Here is a 16,657-nt window from a genome sequence, read left to right on the forward strand (position 1 = left end):
CAAAAAGGAAAGACCGGATGAAACCCTGGTTCCGTTACCGTGCGCATCCGCGGTATTATAATAGGGCATGCGCTCTGAGCAAAATGGCGACATTTGTGCTCACCGCTTCGCCACTTTCCCGCCTCAAGTCACCGGCTATACCGACCGCCCCGCATGATTTTGCCTAGGTCTGTCGCCGTTTACCTCGAACCTTCGTGCGGCGAGAACCACTCAAAACAGCAATAGGTTTCGCCGGGGAACTCCGATAAACAGCGGGCGTTTCCGGCAAGCTGTTAACCGCAGAAAGAAAAGATGCTGCAAAGCGTAGTCGTTGCCATCGTCAGGGCCTGCACCCGGTTTGCCTCCCTCGTCGTCGTTCTCGGGCTCCTGCTTTCGGTCGGGGCGGGCTATTACACGTCTAAGCATTTCGCCATCAACACCGACATCAATTCGCTGATTGCCCAGAATTTGGACTGGCGCCAGCGCGACCAGCAATTCGACCGTGCCTTCGACCGCGACGCGACGATTCTCGCGGTCGTCGAGGCCAGGACGCCGGAGATGGCGACCGCGGCAGCGGATGTGCTCTTCGCCAAGCTGAAGGACAACAAGACCGACTTCCAGTCGATGCAGCAGCTCGGCACCGGCGAGTTCTTTGAGAAGAACGGCTTGCTGTTCCTGCCGACCGAAGAGGTCGGCAAGATCACCAGCCAGTTCGAATCCGCAGCGCCCCTGGTCGAGATCATGGCCGGTGATCCCTCGATCCGCGGCCTGACCGGCGCGCTGGAGACGGGACTTGCCGGCGTCAAGCGCGGCCAGGTCAAGCTCGACAATACCGCGCGGCCCTTCAATCAGATCGCGCAAACGGTCGAGACCGTGCTCAACAAGGGCAAAGCGAGCTTCTCCTGGCGTGAGCTCGTCAGCGACGAGCCGCTGACGGATTCCGATAAGCGCGCCTTCATCGAGTTCAAGCCGATCCTGGACTACAACGCGCTGGAGCCCGGCAAGGGCGCCACCGACGCGATCCGCAAGGCGGCAGTTGATCTGGATTTTGCGAACAAGTACCAGGCACGAGTGCGACTGACCGGTCCGGTCCCGATCGCCAACGAGGAATACGCCACCGTCCAGGAAGGCGCCGTCGTCAACGGCGTCGGGACTGTGCTGGTCGTGCTGCTCATCCTGTGGATGGCGCTGCACTCGTCGAAGATCATTTTCGCGGTGTTCGTCAATCTCTTCGTCGGCCTTGCGCTGACGACCGCTGCCGGCCTGATGATGGTCGGCTCGTTCAATTTGCTGTCGATCGCGTTCGCCGTGCTGTTCGTGGGACTGGGCGTCGATTTTGGTATCCAGTACAGCGTCCGCTACCGCTCGGAGCGCTACAAGCACAACGATCTCTCCGGCGCGCTGGTGCTTGCCGCCAAGCGCTCCGCGGTGCCGCTGTCGCTGGCGGCAATGGCGACCGCCGCCGGCTTCCTCTGTTTCCTGCCCACCGATTACAAGGGCATCTCCGAGCTCGGCCAGATCGCCGGCGTCGGCATGCTGGTGGCGTTCCTCTCCAGCATCACCGTACTGCCCGCAATGCTGAAGCTGTTGAACCCGCCCGGTGAGCAGGAGCCCGTCGGTTATGCCTTCCTGGCGCCGCTCGATTACTTTCTGGAGAAGCACCGTGTGCTGGTCGTGGGCGGCACGTTGCTGCTGGCGCTCGCCGGCCTGCCGCTGCTCTACTTCCTGAAGTTCGACTTCAACCCAATGAACCTGCGCAACCCGAAGGCCGAGTCGATCGCGACCTTCCTCGATTTGCGCAAGGATCCGAACACCGGCGCCAATGCCATCAACGTGATGACCACGTCCGAGGAGCAGGCGAGGCAGGTCGAGGCGAAGCTGGAGAAGGTGCCGGAGGTGCTGCGCGTGATGTCGCTCGACAGCTTCGTGCCGACCGACCAGGCGCCAAAGCTGAAGCTGCTCGCGCAGGGCGCCAAGGTGCTCAACCCCGCGCTCAATCCTGACCAGGTCGACGCTGCGCCAACGGACAAGGAAAACGTCGAGGCGTTGAAATCCTCGGTCGACAATCTGCGCCGGACCGCCGGTGACACGAAGGGCCCGGGCGCCGTCGCCTCGCGCCGGCTGGCGGACGCGCTCGAAAAGCTCGCCAATGGCGACGAGGCCACGCGGAACAAGGCGCAGGACGTGTTCGTCACGCCGCTGAAGATCGCGTTCGGCCAGCTCAGGAACGCGATGCAGGCCGGGCCGGTCACCCTGGCCTCACTGCCCCCCGAGCTCGTCAGCGCCTGGAAGAGCAAGGACGGGATCATCCGCGTCGAGGCGCAGCCGAAGGGCGATCCCAACGACAACGACACGCTGCGCAAGTTTGCAGCCGCCGTGCTCGCTGCCGAGCCGACCGCGATCGGCGGGCCGGTCTCGATCCTGAAATCCGGTGACACCGTGGTGAAGGCGTTCATCCACGCCGGCATCTACGCGCTGCTGGTGATCGGCCTGTTGCTTTGGATCACGCTGCGGCGGTTCGTCGACGTGCTGATGACGCTGGTGCCGCTGCTGGTCGCCGGCGCGGTCACGCTCGAAATCTGCGTGTTGATCGGCCTGCCGCTCAACTTCGCCAACATCGTCGCGTTCCCGCTGCTGCTCGGCGTCGGCGTCGCCTTCAAGATCTATTATGTCGTGGCCTGGCGCTCGGGCAGGACAAACCTGCTCCAGACCAGCCTGACGCGCGCAATCTTTTTCAGCGCGCTGACGACGGCGACCGCGTTCGGCAGCCTGTGGCTGTCGAGCCACCCCGGAACGTCCAGCATGGGCAAGCTGCTCGCACTCTCGCTGGTGACGACGCTTGCCGCAGTGCTGCTGTTCCAGCCGGCCCTAATGGGCAAACCCCGCAATCTCAGGGAGTAGGCAGATGTCGCCGACCGGGTCGGCGGCGTTCTTCTGACCGGGCTTGGCGGTGGTGGTGGCGGTCTTCGGGGCCGCGGGGGCAGGGGCCGGCGCTGTGGCGCTGGCGACGGTCGTGCCGCCTGTTGTGGTGCCGCCGTTGTTGCCTTGGGCTTTCGGCGCCGCACCGGTGGGCTTCGGCGCGCCCTTGGCCATGGCGTTGGCGGTGCTCATAGGAATCGGCGGGGCGACGCGGGTCCAGGTCTCGCCGCCGCAGAGGAAGCCCATCACGCAGCCCTTGATTTCGAGCTGGTCGGTGCCGACGGTCGTGATGGTTGCGCTGTAGAGCTGGCCGTCCTTGGCGTTGTAGACCTGCCCTTCCCACTGATCGACGCCGGGCTTCTTCTTCATGTCGATCAGGGTCGCCATGCCCAGCGTCGGCCTGGTCTTTTTCGATGCATCCGGATTGTATTCATCGCGGCCGCCGGGCTGCTTTTCCCAGGAAACCGCGCCCCACATGCTGCCATTGCATTGGGCGACACGAATGTTGGCGACGGCGTCGGCAACCCGCCAGTCGCCGGTCGGATCGGCGGCGAGCGCCGGGGTCAGGCCGGTGAAGCCGCCAGCCAGTATTAGTCCGGTGTAAAGGGCTAAACGCATGATAGTTCCTTGGCAGTGCAACATGGTTTAAAGCTGTGCTTGCGAAGATGGTCCGAAAAAGGGCAAAAGGCCGCACAGACCGTTTTCGGTAACGGTCCCTTTTCAGTTGACGAGCCGGCCCTCAAGCGAAGTATGTAGCGGATGCACAGCCCAAATCCAGACATGTCTCAGCTATTCGCGGACCGTCAGGCCCAGCGCAGCACCCTGCATAATCGGTATCTGAACGAACAGTTCGTTCGGGTTCTCAAGACCATCGGCTACGATGTCGGCTTCCAGAAGGGGCAGGGGCAGTACCTCTACGATCGCGAGGGAGCGCGCTATCTCGACCTGTTGTCCGGCTTTGGCGTGTTCGCGATCGGGCGCAATCACCCTGTCATGCGCGAGGCGCTCAAGAGCGTGCTCGATGCCGACCTGCCTAATCTGGTCCAGTTCGACGTCTCGGTGCTCGCCGGCGTGCTCGCCGAGCGGCTGCTGAAATACGTCCCCTATCTCGACAAGGCGTTCTTCGCCAATTCCGGCGCCGAATGCGTCGAAGCGGCGATCAAGTTCGCGCGCGGCGCTACCGGCCGTCCCGGCATCGTCTATTGCGCCCATGGCTATCATGGCCTGACCTACGGCGCGCTGTCGCTGACGGGTGATTCGAACTTCCGTGCCGGCTTCGAGCCGCTGCTGCCCGGCTGCACCTCGATTCCGTTCAACGACCTCGCCGCGCTCGAAAAGGCGCTGGCCTCGCGCGAGGTCGCGGCCTTCGTCGTCGAGCCGATCCAGGGCAAGGGCGTCAACATGCCCACCGACGAGTTCCTGCCGGGCGCTGCCGCACTCTGCAAGAAATACGGCACGCTGTTCGTCGCCGACGAGATCCAGACCGGCATGGGCCGCACCGGCCGCTTCCTGGCGGTCGAGCACTGGAACGTCGAGCCCGACATGGTGCTGCTGTCGAAGTCGCTGTCCGGCGGCCACGTGCCGGTCGGCGCCGTGCTGACGCGCAAGAGCATCTTCGACAAGATCTTCAATCAGATGGACCGCGCGGTGGTGCACGGCTCCACCTTCTCCAAGAACGATCTGGCGATGGCCGCGGGCATCGCGACGCTCGACGTCATGGAGTCCGAGAAGCTGATCGAGTCCGCCGCCAAGCGCGGCGCCGAGCTGCGCCTCGCGCTGACGCGCATGGTGCCCGGCTACGAACTGATGAAGGAAGTGCGCGGCAAGGGCCTGATGATCGGCGTCGAGTTCGGCCCGCCGAAGTCGCTGCGGCTCCGGGCGTCCTGGAACGTGCTGGAAGCTGCCAACAAGGGCCTGTTCTGCCAGCTCATCACCGTGCCGCTGTTCAAGGACCACAAGATCCTCACGCAAGTCGCCGGTCACGGCAGCCACACCATCAAGCTGCTGCCGCCGCTGACCATCACCGAGGAAGATTGCGGCTGGATCGAGCGCGCCTTCGACGACGTCATCGCCGGCAGCCACAAGGTCCCCGGCGCGATCTGGTCGCTCGGCAAGACGCTCGTGGACAACGCGGTGCGGCGGTCGGCGTAAATTCGCCGATCTATCTCAGCAATCGTCATTGCGAGCGAAGCGAAGCAATCCAGTATCCCTCTGCGGATGCGGGCTGGATTGCTTCGCTCCGCCAGCTACCCCTCCACATTCGCCTTCATCGCCGCCTCGAACTTGTCGACGAATTCGGCGAGCTCGTCGGCGCCGATATCGCTGACGGCCCAGAAGTTCAGGCCGCGATTGCCCCAGCGGCGGCAGTTGAAGCCCTGCATGGTCTCGGTCTTCGGCGCGCGATATTCCGCGTTCGATGTCTGCGATACGAACAGATTGATCACGTGCTGCCGGCGCTTGTAGACGACGGCGCCGATGGCGCGGGCGTCGATATAGTCGAGCCGGCCGCCGACCAGCGTGAAGCCTTGCGCGGTGAGATCGATCACGGGCGGGGCGACGTCGAGCTTGCCGTTGAACCACGGCTTCACGGTGTGCTGGTCGGTGGAGACCACGTCGATGAGATGGCCGGCCTGAAGCGAGCGCAGATGCGCGGAGACGACCTCCGACAGGATGCGCTGCTGGTCGTCCTGGCGCAGCACCACGGCGACGACGCCGGAGGCGGCGAGCGCGGACACGGCAGAGCCCATCGCAAAGCCGCGCAGCACGGAGCGGCGGGTCGGTTGCCGGCGCTGCGGCTGTGGCAGCGACGCTTCGATCCGGGCGCGCAGGCTAGCCGGCGCGGTATAGCGCAAATCGGTGTCGGCGAGCACGCGCTGCATCTCGCGTTGTGCGGCAAACTCCGCGGCGCAGTCCGGGCAGCCGGCAATGTGGGCTTCGACCTCGCGCGCGTGGCCGGCATCGAGCTCGTTGTCGAGCAGCGCGTGAAGCAGGATTTTTGCTTCGTCGCAGGTCATCTCGAGTGCTCCTCTTCCGCCGTCCAGGCCGCGCGCAGCATGGCGCGGGCGCGGGCGAGGCGGGACATCACGGTGCCGACGGGGGCGCCGACGGCCTCGGCGATTTCACGATAGGACAGGTTGTTGATCTCCCGCAGCACGAATGTTTCCTTGAACGGTTCGGCGAGCGCGTCGATCAACTTGCGGATGGCGCCGGCATCGCGGCTGCGCAGCACCTCGGTCTCGGGGCTCGCCTCGCTCTCCTGCCAGATCGGCGTCTGCTCGGCGGCGCCGGGCGTATCCTCGATCGCGCTGGGCCTGTGCGCGCGCCGCGCGTATTCGGCGTTGCAGACGTTGCGCAGGATCGCGAACAGCCAGGGCTTCATCGCCGGCCCGCGATAGCTGTCAAAATGCTTCAGCGCGCGCAAATAGCACTCCTGCACCGCATCCTCGGCGTCGGAGGCATCGCGCAGCAGATAGCGCGCGAGCGTGTAGACGTCGTCGAGATAGGGCAGCGCGGCTTCGCGGAAGCGCTGCGCCTTCTGCAAATCGTCGTTGGCGGGCATCGCTCCTCGCTTTGCCTCTTGTTCTGCGCGTCGCGTTGTTTCGTCCCTGTTTGTTTCGTCCCCGTGTGTGACGGAAGGCACACGAGCCCGGCCGGCTTGGGACCACCGGCCGGGCAAGACGTTGATGCCTTGGTTTGAGACGTTACTCAACCTTGATCATCCCCGTCATGTGCGGGTGCAACGAACAAAAATATTTGTAGTCGCCCGCATTGGTGAAGGTGAACGAGAACTTGTCGTCGGTGTCCAGGGCCTTGGACCTGAACTTGCCGGCCGACACCACGGTGTGCGGGATGTCGTCCCGGTTGGTCCAGGTCACGGTGGTGCCGAGCTTGATCTTCAACTCGGCCGGCTGGAAAACGAAATTGTCGATATGCACTTCCATGTCGTCGGCACGGGCCGTCGTTGCGGGCAACAGGATGGCCGCGACCACGGCGACACCGAAGTCGCGGCGATTGAGTGTTTTCATTGTCAGCTTCCGTTCAGCCTTTTTCCGTTCAATCTTGGATCAACCCTGCAGTGGCGTGTCGATGATCGCGAGCCGCTGCTCGTTCTGCTTGAAGTTGATGCTGGCGACGCCGAGCATGCCGCGCAGCTTTGCGTCCTCGACCTTCATCGGTCCGGGCGAGGGCGCGGTCCCCGGCGCGGGCTGCGGGAACGCAGTCGAGCGCGCGGTGTGGAAAGTGACGTTGCCCTCGACCTTCTGCATCACCTGATGGATATGGCCGTTCAGCACGGTGACGGAGCCGAAGCCCTTGACGTATTCGAGCGCGCGACCGCCGTCCTCGGTGCCCCAGCCCCATTCGGGATAGACCGTCCAGAGCGGGATATGCGCGAACAGCACGATCGGTGTCGATTTCGACTTGCCGCGCAGATCGTCCTCGAGCCAGGCGAGTTGCTCGGCGCCGAGATTGCCGAGACCGCCGCCCTTGAGGTCGACGACGTTGACGAGGCCGATGAAGTGTACGCCGCCGGCGTCGAACGAATACCAGCCTGCACCCTTGGTGCCGCGGCCGTAACGCTCGCGATAGAATTTCACCTCCTCGTCGAGAAAGTCATGCTCGCCAGGCACGTAGTGCACGTCGAGCTTGCTCTGCGAGATGATGCGGTCGGCATTGTCGAACTCGGCGGCCTTCGACAGATGCGTGATGTCGCCGGTGTGGATCATGAAGGAGGGTTTTGCCGGCATTGCGTTGATCTTGTTGATAGCCTCCTCCAGCGTGCCGAGCGCGTTGGGGTTCGCCGGCTTGTCGAAGCCGACATGGCTGTCGCTGATCTGGAGGAAGGTCATGCCGGGCGCGGCTGCCGTGGCGGCCTGCGCGGAATCGATGATGCCGAGCGAGCGCGGCACGCCGCCCGTGATGGTCCAGAGCACCCCGGTGCCGGCCCAGGTCATGCATTCCAGCACCTTGCGGCGGCTGACGCCGTCCCCGTGATCGTGTCCGCTCATCGCACGTCTCCACTTCGCCCGGAATTGGGCTTCGGGGAGGTGATTGGGGGAGGAGGAGACTTATTCCCGGATGCGATGACGTTTTCGTGAGGTGGCGGATCTCGTGTCCCGGACGCGGTGCAGCGCCCAAAAGCGCGTTCACGCGCGTCTTCGACGCGTTATGGCACTGCGCAGCAGCGTTGCACGCTGCAGCGCGTCCGGGGCGCGAGACTTATTTCGCGAATTCCCGCACGGCGGCTACCACGCGTTCCGGCACTTCCTGCGCCACGCAGTGCCCGGCACCCTCGAAGACCATCGTGCTGACGCGCGGAATCAGCGATACGGCGCGTCGCGCCATCTCCTTGTAGATCGGTCCCGACTTCGCGGCAGTCGCGACGCGGACGGGGCATTCGATCTCGGCGAGCCCTGCAAACGGGTTGCCGCGGGCATCGCCAACGTAAACCTGCTCCATCGCCTCGTAGATCGGACGCAGGATTGCGAATTCGATCTCGGGCGTGCAGCAGAGCCGGACACGGCCATCGTTGAGCGGCACGAAGCCGTGTTGGACATAGGCCCGCAGCGAGGTCTCGGTCCAATCGGCAAATGCCGGCGCAGCGCGGTAGCGCTCGAACACGGTGTCGGCACTGTCGAATTCGGCCCGCCGGCGCAGCGTGCCCTGGACGCGGGTGAGCGAGTCTTCGTTCAATCCTCCGGGCCGTGTCGCGCGCGGGTCCATCACGGTCGGCTCCATCACGAACAGGCGTGTGAAGCGTCCGGGCCGAAGTTTCGTCGCGAGCAGGAGATCGGTCGCGCCGGCGCTGTGGCCGATGCCGTAGACGTCGCGCAGATCGAGCGCATCGATCACCCGGCAGACATCCTCGGCATAATCAAGGAAATGATAGGCATCGGGCTTGTGGCTCGCGCCGTGGCCGCGGCGGTCGAGCGCGTAAACGGTGTAGGTCGATGCAAGCTCGCGCGCGACCTCGTCCCAGACGTCGGCGACGAAACCGGTGCCGTGCACGAGCAGCGCGGGCGGCCTCCCGCTCTCGCCCCATCGCAGCATCGCGATCTGCGCGTCAGTGGGGCCGATGGAGAAGCGATGTGGATTGATCATGGGGACGGGATGCTACTTCGCATCCTCCAAAATCATCGTCGCGCCTTTCTCGGCGATCATCGCGGTCGGCGTATTGGTATTGCCCGAGGTGATCGTCGGCATGATCGACGCGTCGATAATGCGCAGGCCGCTCAGGCCGTAGAAACGCAGCCGTTCATCCACCACCGCCATCGGATCATTAGCCGCGCCCATCTTCGCGGTGCCGACGGGATGGAAGATGGTGGTGCCGATGTCGCCGGCGGCCTTTGCGAGCGAGGCATCGTCGTCGCCGACGGTGGGGCCGGGCAGATATTCGCTCGGGCGATATTTGGCGAGCGCCTTCTGCTGCATCAGGCGGCGCGTGGTGCGGATCGCGTCGGCGCCGACCTGGCGGTCGTCGTCGGTCGACAGATAGTTCGGCGCGATGATCGGCTTCTCGTCCGGGCTCGCCGAGCGCAGCCGCACCGTGCCGCGCGAGGTCGGCTGCAGATTGCAGGCGCTCACCGTGATCGCGGGGAAGCGGTGCAGGGGATCGCCGAACTTGTCGAGCGACAGCGGCTGCACGTGGAACTGGATGTTGGCGCGGGCGCGCGTCGCATCGGAGCGCGTGAAGATGCCGAGCTGCGACGGCGCCATGGTCAGCGGTCCGCGGCGGCGGAAGGCGTAGTCGAGCCCCATCAGGCCACGGCGGAACAGATTGTAGTAGGTCTCGTTCAGCGTGCGCACGCCCACGCCCTCGACCTTGTAGATCGCGCGCTGCTGGAGATGGTCCTGGAGGTTGCGGCCGACGCCGGGCTTGTCCATCACGATGTTGATGCCGAGCGGCGACAGCCAGTCGGCGGGGCCAATGCCGGAGCGATGCAGCACCTGCACCGAGCCGATGGAGCCTGCCGAGAGGATCACCTCGCGCTTCGCACGCGCCTCGATGACCTCGCCATTCTGGATGAAGCGCACGCCGACGGCGCGGCCCTGCTCGATGATGAGACGATCGACCAGCACGTTCTTCTCGAGCCGCAGATTTTGGCGGTTCAGTGCGGGCTTGAGGAAGCCGCGCGCGGACGACCAGCGCCGACCGCGCTTCTGGTTGACGTGGAAATAGCTGGTGCCTTCGTTGTCGCCGGTGTTGAAATCCGGAATGCGCTTGATGCCCATCTCCTCGGCGGCGTCGCCCACGGCGTCGAGAACGGCCCATGACAGCCGCGGCGCCTCGATGCGCCAGCCGCCGCCGGCGCCGTGATGCTCGCTCGCGCCGAGGAAGTGATCTTCGAGTTTCTTGAACAGCGGCAGCACGTCGTCATAACCCCAGCCGGTCATGCCAAGCTGGCGCCAGTGGTCGTAATCGGCGGCCTGTCCGCGCATCGAGATCATGGCGTTGATCGCCGAAGAGCCGCCGATCACCTTGCCGCGGGGATAGGCCAGCGAGCGGCCATTGAGACCGGGCTCGGCCTCGGTCTTGAACATCCAGTCCGAGCGCGGATTGCCGATCGCGAAGAGATAGCCGACCGGAATGTGGAACCAGATCCAGTTGTCGTCGCCGCCGGCTTCGAGAATGAGGACGCGATTCCCTGATACGGCCGAGAGGCGGTTGGCAATGATGCAGCCGGCCGTCCCGGCCCCGACGACAATGTAGTCAAACTCACCTTCGAGCCGCCTCGGCATTCTGCTTCCACCCAAACAGGCGTCATGCCCAGGCTCGTCCCGGGCATCCACGCGCTTTCCGTCCTAATAGTCAGACGTGGATGGCCAAGACAAGCTGGTGACAAGCCCGGCCATGACGAGAGCACAGGGGACCCTCGATCCACGGGAGTTAGGTGGACTGGTGCTTGCATGGTAGACAGTCCTGTATTCCCAACAAGGCTTGAGACCCTCCATGCCCATCGTGAACCGCGTCGCCGACCTCCAACCCGATATTCAGGCCTGGCGCCGGGACATCCACCAGCATCCGGAGCTGCTGTACGATGTTCACCGCACCGCAGCATTCGTTGCGGACCGGCTGCGCGAGTTCGGCTGCGACGAGGTTGTGACCGGCCTCGGGCAGACCGGCGTGGTCGGCGTGATCAAGGGCAGCAAGCCGGCCGGCGACGGGCTCAAGGTGATCGGCATGCGTGCCGACATGGACGCGCTGCCCGTCGACGAGCAGACCAACCTGCCTTACGCCTCCAAGACTCCGGGCAAGATGCACGCCTGTGGCCATGACGGCCACACCGCGATGCTGCTCGGTGCGGCCCGCTACCTCGCCGAGACCCGCAACTTCGCCGGCGATGCTGTGGTGATCTTCCAGCCTGCCGAGGAGGGCGGCGCCGGCGGCGCGGCCATGGTCAAGGACGGCCTGATGGAGCGCTTCGGCATCGAGCAGGTCTACGGCATGCACAACGGCCCGGGCATCCCGATCGGCTCGTTCGCGATCCGGCCGGGCCCGATCATGGCGGCGACCGACGAGGTCGACATCATGATCGAGGGCCTCGGCGGCCATGCCGCGCGTCCGCACAAGTGCATCGATTCCGTGCTGGTCGGCGCGCAGGTGATCACCGCGCTGCAGTCGATCGTCGCCCGCAGCGTCGATCCGCTGGAATCGGCCGTGATCTCGATCTGCGAATTCCACGCCGGCAATGCCCGCAACGTCATTCCGCAGACTGCGACGTTGAGGGGCACCATCCGCACGTTGTCGCCGGAGGTGCGCAAGCTGGTCGAGAAGCGCGTGCACGAAGTGGTGGCGGGCGTGGCGCAGATCACCGGTGCCAAGATCGACCTGCACTACAAGCGCAACTACCCTGTCGTGAACAACCACGCCGCGGAGACCGAGGTGGCGCGGCGCATCGCCAGGAACGTTGCCGGCGAGGCCAATGTGCACGAGATGCCGCCGCTGATGGGCGGCGAGGATTTCGCCTACATGCTGGAAGCGCGGCCCGGCGCGTTCATCTTCTGCGGCAACGGCGACAGCGCCGGTCTGCATCACCCCGCCTACAATTTCAACGACGAGGCGATCGTGTTCGGTACGTCCTATTGGGTCAAGCTGGTCGAGGAGTCGCTCGCGGCGTCTTAACGCCGAACCGAAGCACAAACGAAGAGGGCCCGTGCATCGCACGGGCCCTTTGTCTTTGCGGAATGATCGGCTCAGAAAATCTGCGAGAAGATCACATACAGCGTGGCCGACAGCGCGATCGCGCAGGGCAGCGTCAGCACCCAGGCCATCAGCAGGTTGCGGATGGTCGCCATCTGCAGGCCCGAGCCGTTCGCGGCCATGGTGCCGGCGACGCCGGACGACAGCACGTGGGTGGTCGAGACCGGCAGGCCGAACACGTCGGCGGCGCCGATCGTGGCGGCGGCGACCAGCTCGGCGGAGGCGCCCTGTGCGTAGGTGAGATGGGTCTTGCCGATCTTCTCACCGACGGTGACGACGATGCGCTTCCAGCCGACCATGGTGCCGAGGCCGAGCGCGATGGCGACGGCGACCTTCACCCAGGTCGGGATGAACTTCGTGGCGCTATCGAGGCCGCCCTTGTAGGCGTTCAAGGTCGCGACCTCTTCCTTGTTGAGGTCGTTTTCCTTGTCCTTCATCAGGAAGCGGATCGCTTCCGAGGTCAGGTACATGTCGTTACGGGTGTTGCCGACCACTTCCGCCGGTACCTTGTTGAGCGAGCCGTACTTCGCGACCTGGTCGCCGACATCCTTCACCAGCACCGACAGCGAGGGGTAGGTGCCTTCGCTGATGTGGTGCGAGGTGATGTACTGCGTCACCGCAGGACGGGGATCGCCGATGATCGAGTGACCGGCGCCCTTGGCCGCGATCACCTTGGAGGCTGCGTCCGAGACCTTCTGGAACTGGGCGACCTGGCTCTCCGGCAGCGCGCGGTTAAGCGCGTAAGCGGTCGGCACGGTGCCGATCAGGATCAGCATGATCAGGCCCATGCCCTTCTGGCCGTCGTTCGAGCCGTGGGCGAAGCTGACGCCGGTGCAGGTTGCGATCAGCAGGCCGCGGATCCACAGCGGCGGCGCCTTGTTGCCTTCGGGCGCGGCATAGAGCGCAGGGTTGCGCACGATGAACTTGAGCAGCAGCAGCAGCACGGCGGCGCAGATGAAACCGAACAGCGGCGACAGCAGCAGCGCGTAGCCGATCTCGGTGGCCTTGCTCCAGTCGACGCCCGAGGTGCCGTCGCGGCCGCGCATGACGGCATTGGCGATGCCGACGCCGATGATCGAGCCGATCAGCGTGTGCGAGGAGGAGGCGGGCAGGCCGAAATACCAGGTACCGAGGTTCCAGATGATCGCGGCGATCAAGAGTGCGAACACCATGGCGAAGCCGGCGCTGGAGCCGACCTGGAGGATCAGCTCGACCGGCAGCAGCGAGACGATGCCGAACGCGACCGCGCCGGAGGACAGCAGCACGCCGAGGAAGTTGAAGAAGCCCGACCACATCACCGCGAATTCAGCCGGCAGCGAATGGGTGTAGATCACGGTCGCCACCGCGTTGGCGGTGTCGTGGAAGCCGTTGACGAATTCGAAGCCGAGCGCGATCAGCAGCGCGACGAACAAGAGGATGTAGGGCAGGAAGGTCGTCACCTTCGTGCCGGTCGCGTTGACGTCGACATAGATGCTGTAGGCAACGAACAGCAGGCCTGCGGCAAGGATGCCGAAGAACAGGATCATCGTGAGCGGGTTAAAACCCTTGTCGAGATTTGGCCTGGAAGCCGGCTGGACAGGCGTCGGATCGCCTACCGCACGGTCGAATGCAACATCTGTCATTTTTGGACGCCCCTTAACTAATTTGAAGGGCTATTGTCCGCGATGGATTTGAAGGCTGGATGACAGCTGCGTCGTAAAGTCGCTTTCCCTCCAGTATTTGCCAGTATTTAGGCGGCGCGTGCGGCTTTCTTCTGCAAGCCGGCGGCAATCTTCAGGTCTTCGACAAAGCGCTGATATTCCAGCACTTTGGCTTCCGGATCGGGCAGTCGGAGCAGATAGGACGGGTGCACCGTCACCAGCGCCTTGCGGCCGTCGGGCAGGTCTATGAGCCGGCCACGGGTCTTGCCGATCGGGATGATCTTGCCGAACACGCTTTGCGCGGCGGTGGCGCCCATTGCCACGACGAGCTCGGGCTGGATTGCCGAAACTTCCCGCTCGTACCATTGCCGGCACGCCCGGATCTCCGGCGTCGCCGGCTTCTGGTGCAGACGGATCTTTCCGCGCGGCACGAATTTGAAGTGCTTGACCGCGTTGGTGACGTAGACCTTGTTGCGGTCGACGCCGGCTTCCTGAAGCGCACGGTCGAGCATCTGGCCGGCCGGGCCGACGAAGGGGTGGCCGGCGAGGTCTTCCTTGTCGCCGGGCTGCTCGCCGACCAGCATGATGGTCGCGTCTTTCGGGCCCTCGCCGAACACGGTCTGCGTCGCGTCCTTGTAGAGCGGGCAGGCGCGGCAATGCGCGGCCTCCTCGCGGAGCGCTTCGAGATCGTCGGCAGCCAGCTTGCGTGGCATCGGAGCCTCCGGCCGCTTCTGGGGCTTGTGCGGATCGGTTGCGGCATTGGCGATCATGGCGCCGGTCATGCGCTCGGCGTCCTCGATCAAGGGCTTAATGATCGACGCCTCGGGCAGGTTCCTCCAGTATTTCTTCGGCATCTCCGTCTGCATTGCCTTCACCTTCAGCCGCGCCGGATTGAAGATGCTGGCGTAGTAGCGCCGCCAGGTTTCCTCCAACCGGTCTTCGCCGGGTGCTTCGTTCTTGCTCACGCCCGACGTGAACGAGAGCGCGTGGCCGTCCCAATGCGCACACAGATCGGGTGTCAGGATCGACCAGGGCATGTCGGCGAAGCGCTTGGCAAAGAACGGCGCGGCAAGCTCGACGATGTGATGCTCCGGCTCGAACCAGGCGACGTAATGCGCCGCGCGCTCGCGTCCGATCTCGCGGAAGCGCACGAAGGCATGCATCTTGTGCTCGTCGCGATGGACTGCTCTTGCCATGGCGGTGACTTGCGCGACATCGGGATCGGTCGCGACCTCGATGAGATCGTGATTGTCTTTCAAGCGCCAGAGCAGGCGATAGAGGATCGCAAAGCGCTCGCCGTCGCGATGCAGGATCGCGGCCTTGGCGAGCTCGACGAATTTTGCCGAGACGTTGAAGGTGCCGTCGTTTACCTCAAATATCGGAGACGGCGCGGGCGGTGCGAACAGCTCGGCTTCGCCGCCTTGTACGGTCCAGGTGGCATCGGTTGGCGGCACATGATGCAGCACGAGCGACCGCGCGGCTTTGCGCCAGCCGTCGAAATCGGTTTCGGTGTCGAGGGTGATGTACTGCATCAGAAGCCAAACCCCAGTTGTGTTGCCTTCGGCTTGAACCGTTCGATCAGCCGCGCCTCGTCGAGGCGGTGCGGCGCGGGGCGGTGATCGCTGAGGACGATGAAAGGCAGCGCCTTGTTGCGGGGCACGTGCAGCCGCGCGAGATCGGAGAGGCGGATCGTGGTGGTGCGCCGGGTCGCGATGATGCGTTCGACCGCCTTGGTGCCGAAGCCGGGCACGCGCAACAGCTCCTCGCGGCTGGCGCGGTTGACGTCGAGCGGGAAGCGGTCGCGATGGCGCAGCGCCCAGGCGAGCTTCGGATCGATGTCGAGCGGCAGCATCGCGTTGTCATCGACGATCTCCGCAACGTCGAAACCGTAGAACCGCATCAGCCAGTCGGCCTGGTAGAGCCGGTGCTCGCGCAGCAGCGGCGGCTGTACCAGAGGCAAAGCGCGGCTGGCATCGGGGATCGGGCTGAAGGCGGAGTAATAGACGCGCCGCAGCCTGTAGGAGCCATAGAGATTGGAGCTGGTGTGGAGAATGGTGTGATCGGAGGCCGCGTCGGCGCCGACGATCATCTGCGTGCTCTGTCCGGCGGGCGCGAAGCGCTGCGGCCTCGCCTTCGTCTTTGTGCTGCGGTTTTCCTCAGCCTCGTCGAGCTTCAGCCGCAGCCGGCCCATGGTGCGGCGGATCGCGCGCACATCCTTTTCCGGTGCGTATTGCTGCAGGCTCGTCTCCTCAGGCATCTCGATGTTGATGGAGAGGCGATCTGCATATTTGCCGGCTTCCGCGATCAGCGCGTCGTCGGCCTCGGGAATGGTCTTGAGATGGATGTAGCCGCGAAAGTGATGCTCCTCGCGCAGTTTGCGCGCGACGCTGACCACCTGCTCCATGGTGTAGTCGGGGCTGCGGATGATGCCGGAGGAGAGAAACAAGCCCTCGATGTAATTGCGCCGGTAGAAGTCGAGCGTGAGCTTGACCACTTCGTCGATGGTGAAGCGGGCACGCGGCACGTTGGAAGAGGCGCGGTTGACGCAATAAAGGCAGTTGTAATTGCAGGCGTTGGTCAGGAGCACTTTGAGCAGCGAGATGCAGCGTCCGTCCGGCGCGTAGGAATGGCAGATGCCCATGCCCGGTGCGGTCGAGCCCATGCCCTTGCCGTCGCTGGAATCCCGCTTCTCGGTGCCGCTGGAGGCGCACGACGCATCGTATTTGGCGGCATCAGCCAGAATCTCCAGCTTGCGTTGTACGTCCATCGTGGAATCCCTTTGATTCAGCTTACGAATCCGGATGAGCACCAATTCGATTGACTCCCCGGCCGCTGTTAGCTTTATATTAGAACATATCATGAACAAATGAGCCAGCCGCAGGTTCTTATTTTTGAGAACCTCGGCAATCACCTCTGAAGG

Annotated in this window: 13 protein-coding genes; 3 read left to right on the forward strand and 10 right to left on the reverse strand. The window is 64.4% G+C overall.

Going from position 1 to position 16,657, the window contains the following annotated elements; genetic code table 11:
* Positions 1-291: 291 nt before the first annotated feature.
* Positions 292-2,880, forward strand: coding sequence for a hopanoid transporter HpnN (hpnN, locus tag ABIB99_RS02195; protein ID WP_354174702.1), 2,589 nt, complete (start codon positions 292-294; stop codon positions 2,878-2,880).
* Here the strand turns inward: hpnN and ABIB99_RS02200 are convergent.
* Entirely contained in the window at positions 2,848-3,516 is a 669-nt protein-coding gene (locus ABIB99_RS02200; RefSeq protein WP_354174704.1) for a DUF2147 domain-containing protein, read from the reverse strand. The two genes, hpnN and ABIB99_RS02200, sit on opposite strands and share 33 nt — an antisense overlap.
* A 141-nt stretch (positions 3,517-3,657) precedes the next feature.
* Between ABIB99_RS02200 and hpnO the strand changes: the two genes are divergently transcribed.
* Positions 3,658-5,049 carry an aminobacteriohopanetriol synthase HpnO gene (gene hpnO / locus ABIB99_RS02205; protein WP_354174706.1) on the forward strand — a complete coding sequence of 464 codons (1,392 nt, stop codon included), beginning with the start codon at positions 3,658-3,660 and terminating at the stop codon, positions 5,047-5,049.
* Positions 5,050-5,144: 95 nt separating this feature from the next.
* Here the strand turns inward: hpnO and ABIB99_RS02210 are convergent, their stop codons facing one another.
* From ABIB99_RS02210 to ABIB99_RS02235, 6 genes are all read right to left on the reverse strand, one after another.
* Entirely contained in the window at positions 5,145-5,912 is a 768-nt protein-coding gene (locus ABIB99_RS02210; protein WP_354174708.1) for an anti-sigma factor family protein, read from the reverse strand.
* Entirely contained in the window at positions 5,909-6,457 is a 549-nt protein-coding gene (locus ABIB99_RS02215; RefSeq protein WP_028146963.1) for a sigma-70 family RNA polymerase sigma factor, read from the reverse strand. Before ABIB99_RS02215 ends, ABIB99_RS02210 begins: the two co-directional genes overlap by 4 nt.
* Before the next feature lie 142 nt (positions 6,458-6,599).
* Positions 6,600-6,923, reverse strand: coding sequence for a cupredoxin domain-containing protein (locus ABIB99_RS02220; RefSeq protein ID WP_028146964.1), 324 nt, complete (start codon positions 6,921-6,923; stop codon positions 6,600-6,602).
* Between the two features lie 39 nt (positions 6,924-6,962).
* Positions 6,963-7,904, reverse strand: coding sequence for a metallophosphoesterase family protein (locus ABIB99_RS02225; RefSeq protein WP_085403881.1), 942 nt, complete (start codon positions 7,902-7,904; stop codon positions 6,963-6,965).
* Positions 7,905-8,115: 211 nt separating this feature from the next.
* The gene (locus tag ABIB99_RS02230) at positions 8,116-8,997 is read right to left on the reverse strand and encodes an alpha/beta fold hydrolase (RefSeq protein ID WP_354174711.1); all 882 of its coding nucleotides are present in this window, start codon (positions 8,995-8,997) and stop codon (positions 8,116-8,118) included.
* 12 nt (positions 8,998-9,009) lie between these two features.
* Positions 9,010-10,635 carry a GMC family oxidoreductase gene (locus ABIB99_RS02235; protein WP_354174712.1) on the reverse strand — a complete coding sequence of 542 codons (1,626 nt, stop codon included), beginning with the start codon at positions 10,633-10,635 and terminating at the stop codon, positions 9,010-9,012.
* Between the two features lie 211 nt (positions 10,636-10,846).
* Between ABIB99_RS02235 and ABIB99_RS02240 the strand changes: the two genes are divergently transcribed.
* Positions 10,847-12,019, forward strand: a complete 1,173-nt coding sequence (locus tag ABIB99_RS02240) for a M20 aminoacylase family protein (protein WP_063984624.1) — start codon at positions 10,847-10,849, stop codon at positions 12,017-12,019.
* A 71-nt stretch (positions 12,020-12,090) separates the two neighbouring features.
* Here the strand turns inward: ABIB99_RS02240 and ABIB99_RS02245 are convergent, their stop codons facing one another.
* The 3 genes from ABIB99_RS02245 to ABIB99_RS02255 form a co-directional block, all read right to left on the reverse strand.
* Positions 12,091-13,719, reverse strand: coding sequence for an inorganic phosphate transporter (locus ABIB99_RS02245; RefSeq protein ID WP_063984623.1), 1,629 nt, complete (start codon positions 13,717-13,719; stop codon positions 12,091-12,093).
* 107 nt (positions 13,720-13,826) lie between these two features.
* Positions 13,827-15,269: a UdgX family uracil-DNA binding protein gene (locus tag ABIB99_RS02250; protein WP_354174715.1), complete on the reverse strand. Its 1,443-nt coding sequence runs from the start codon at positions 15,267-15,269 to the stop codon at positions 13,827-13,829.
* Positions 15,269-16,504, reverse strand: coding sequence for a putative DNA modification/repair radical SAM protein (locus ABIB99_RS02255; RefSeq protein WP_231144422.1), 1,236 nt, complete (start codon positions 16,502-16,504; stop codon positions 15,269-15,271). Before ABIB99_RS02255 ends, ABIB99_RS02250 begins: the two co-directional genes overlap by 1 nt.
* Between the last annotated feature and the right edge of the window lie 153 nt (positions 16,505-16,657).

This window comes from Bradyrhizobium sp. LA6.1 (assembly GCF_040547805.1).
GTDB classification, from domain to species: domain Bacteria; phylum Pseudomonadota; class Alphaproteobacteria; order Rhizobiales; family Xanthobacteraceae; genus Bradyrhizobium; species Bradyrhizobium barranii.

Coding starts and splice junctions, on each gene's coding strand:
- ABIB99_RS02230 (WP_354174711.1), bottom strand. CDS start 8,997: ATGATCAATCCACATCGCTTCTCCATCGGCCCCACTGACGCGCAGATC.
- ABIB99_RS02200 (WP_354174704.1), bottom strand. CDS start 3,516: ATGCGTTTAGCCCTTTACACCGGACTAATACTGGCTGGCGGCTTCACC.
- ABIB99_RS02245 (WP_063984623.1), bottom strand. CDS start 13,719: ATGACAGATGTTGCATTCGACCGTGCGGTAGGCGATCCGACGCCTGTC.
- ABIB99_RS02220 (WP_028146964.1), bottom strand. CDS start 6,923: ATGAAAACACTCAATCGCCGCGACTTCGGTGTCGCCGTGGTCGCGGCC.
- hpnO (WP_354174706.1), top strand. CDS start 3,658: ATGCACAGCCCAAATCCAGACATGTCTCAGCTATTCGCGGACCGTCAG.
- ABIB99_RS02235 (WP_354174712.1), bottom strand. CDS start 10,635: ATGCCGAGGCGGCTCGAAGGTGAGTTTGACTACATTGTCGTCGGGGCC.
- ABIB99_RS02250 (WP_354174715.1), bottom strand. CDS start 15,269: ATGCAGTACATCACCCTCGACACCGAAACCGATTTCGACGGCTGGCGC.
- ABIB99_RS02255 (WP_231144422.1), bottom strand. CDS start 16,504: ATGGACGTACAACGCAAGCTGGAGATTCTGGCTGATGCCGCCAAATAC.
- hpnN (WP_354174702.1), top strand. CDS start 292: ATGCTGCAAAGCGTAGTCGTTGCCATCGTCAGGGCCTGCACCCGGTTT.
- ABIB99_RS02210 (WP_354174708.1), bottom strand. CDS start 5,912: ATGACCTGCGACGAAGCAAAAATCCTGCTTCACGCGCTGCTCGACAAC.
- ABIB99_RS02225 (WP_085403881.1), bottom strand. CDS start 7,904: ATGAGCGGACACGATCACGGGGACGGCGTCAGCCGCCGCAAGGTGCTG.
- ABIB99_RS02215 (WP_028146963.1), bottom strand. CDS start 6,457: ATGCCCGCCAACGACGATTTGCAGAAGGCGCAGCGCTTCCGCGAAGCC.
- ABIB99_RS02240 (WP_063984624.1), top strand. CDS start 10,847: ATGCCCATCGTGAACCGCGTCGCCGACCTCCAACCCGATATTCAGGCC.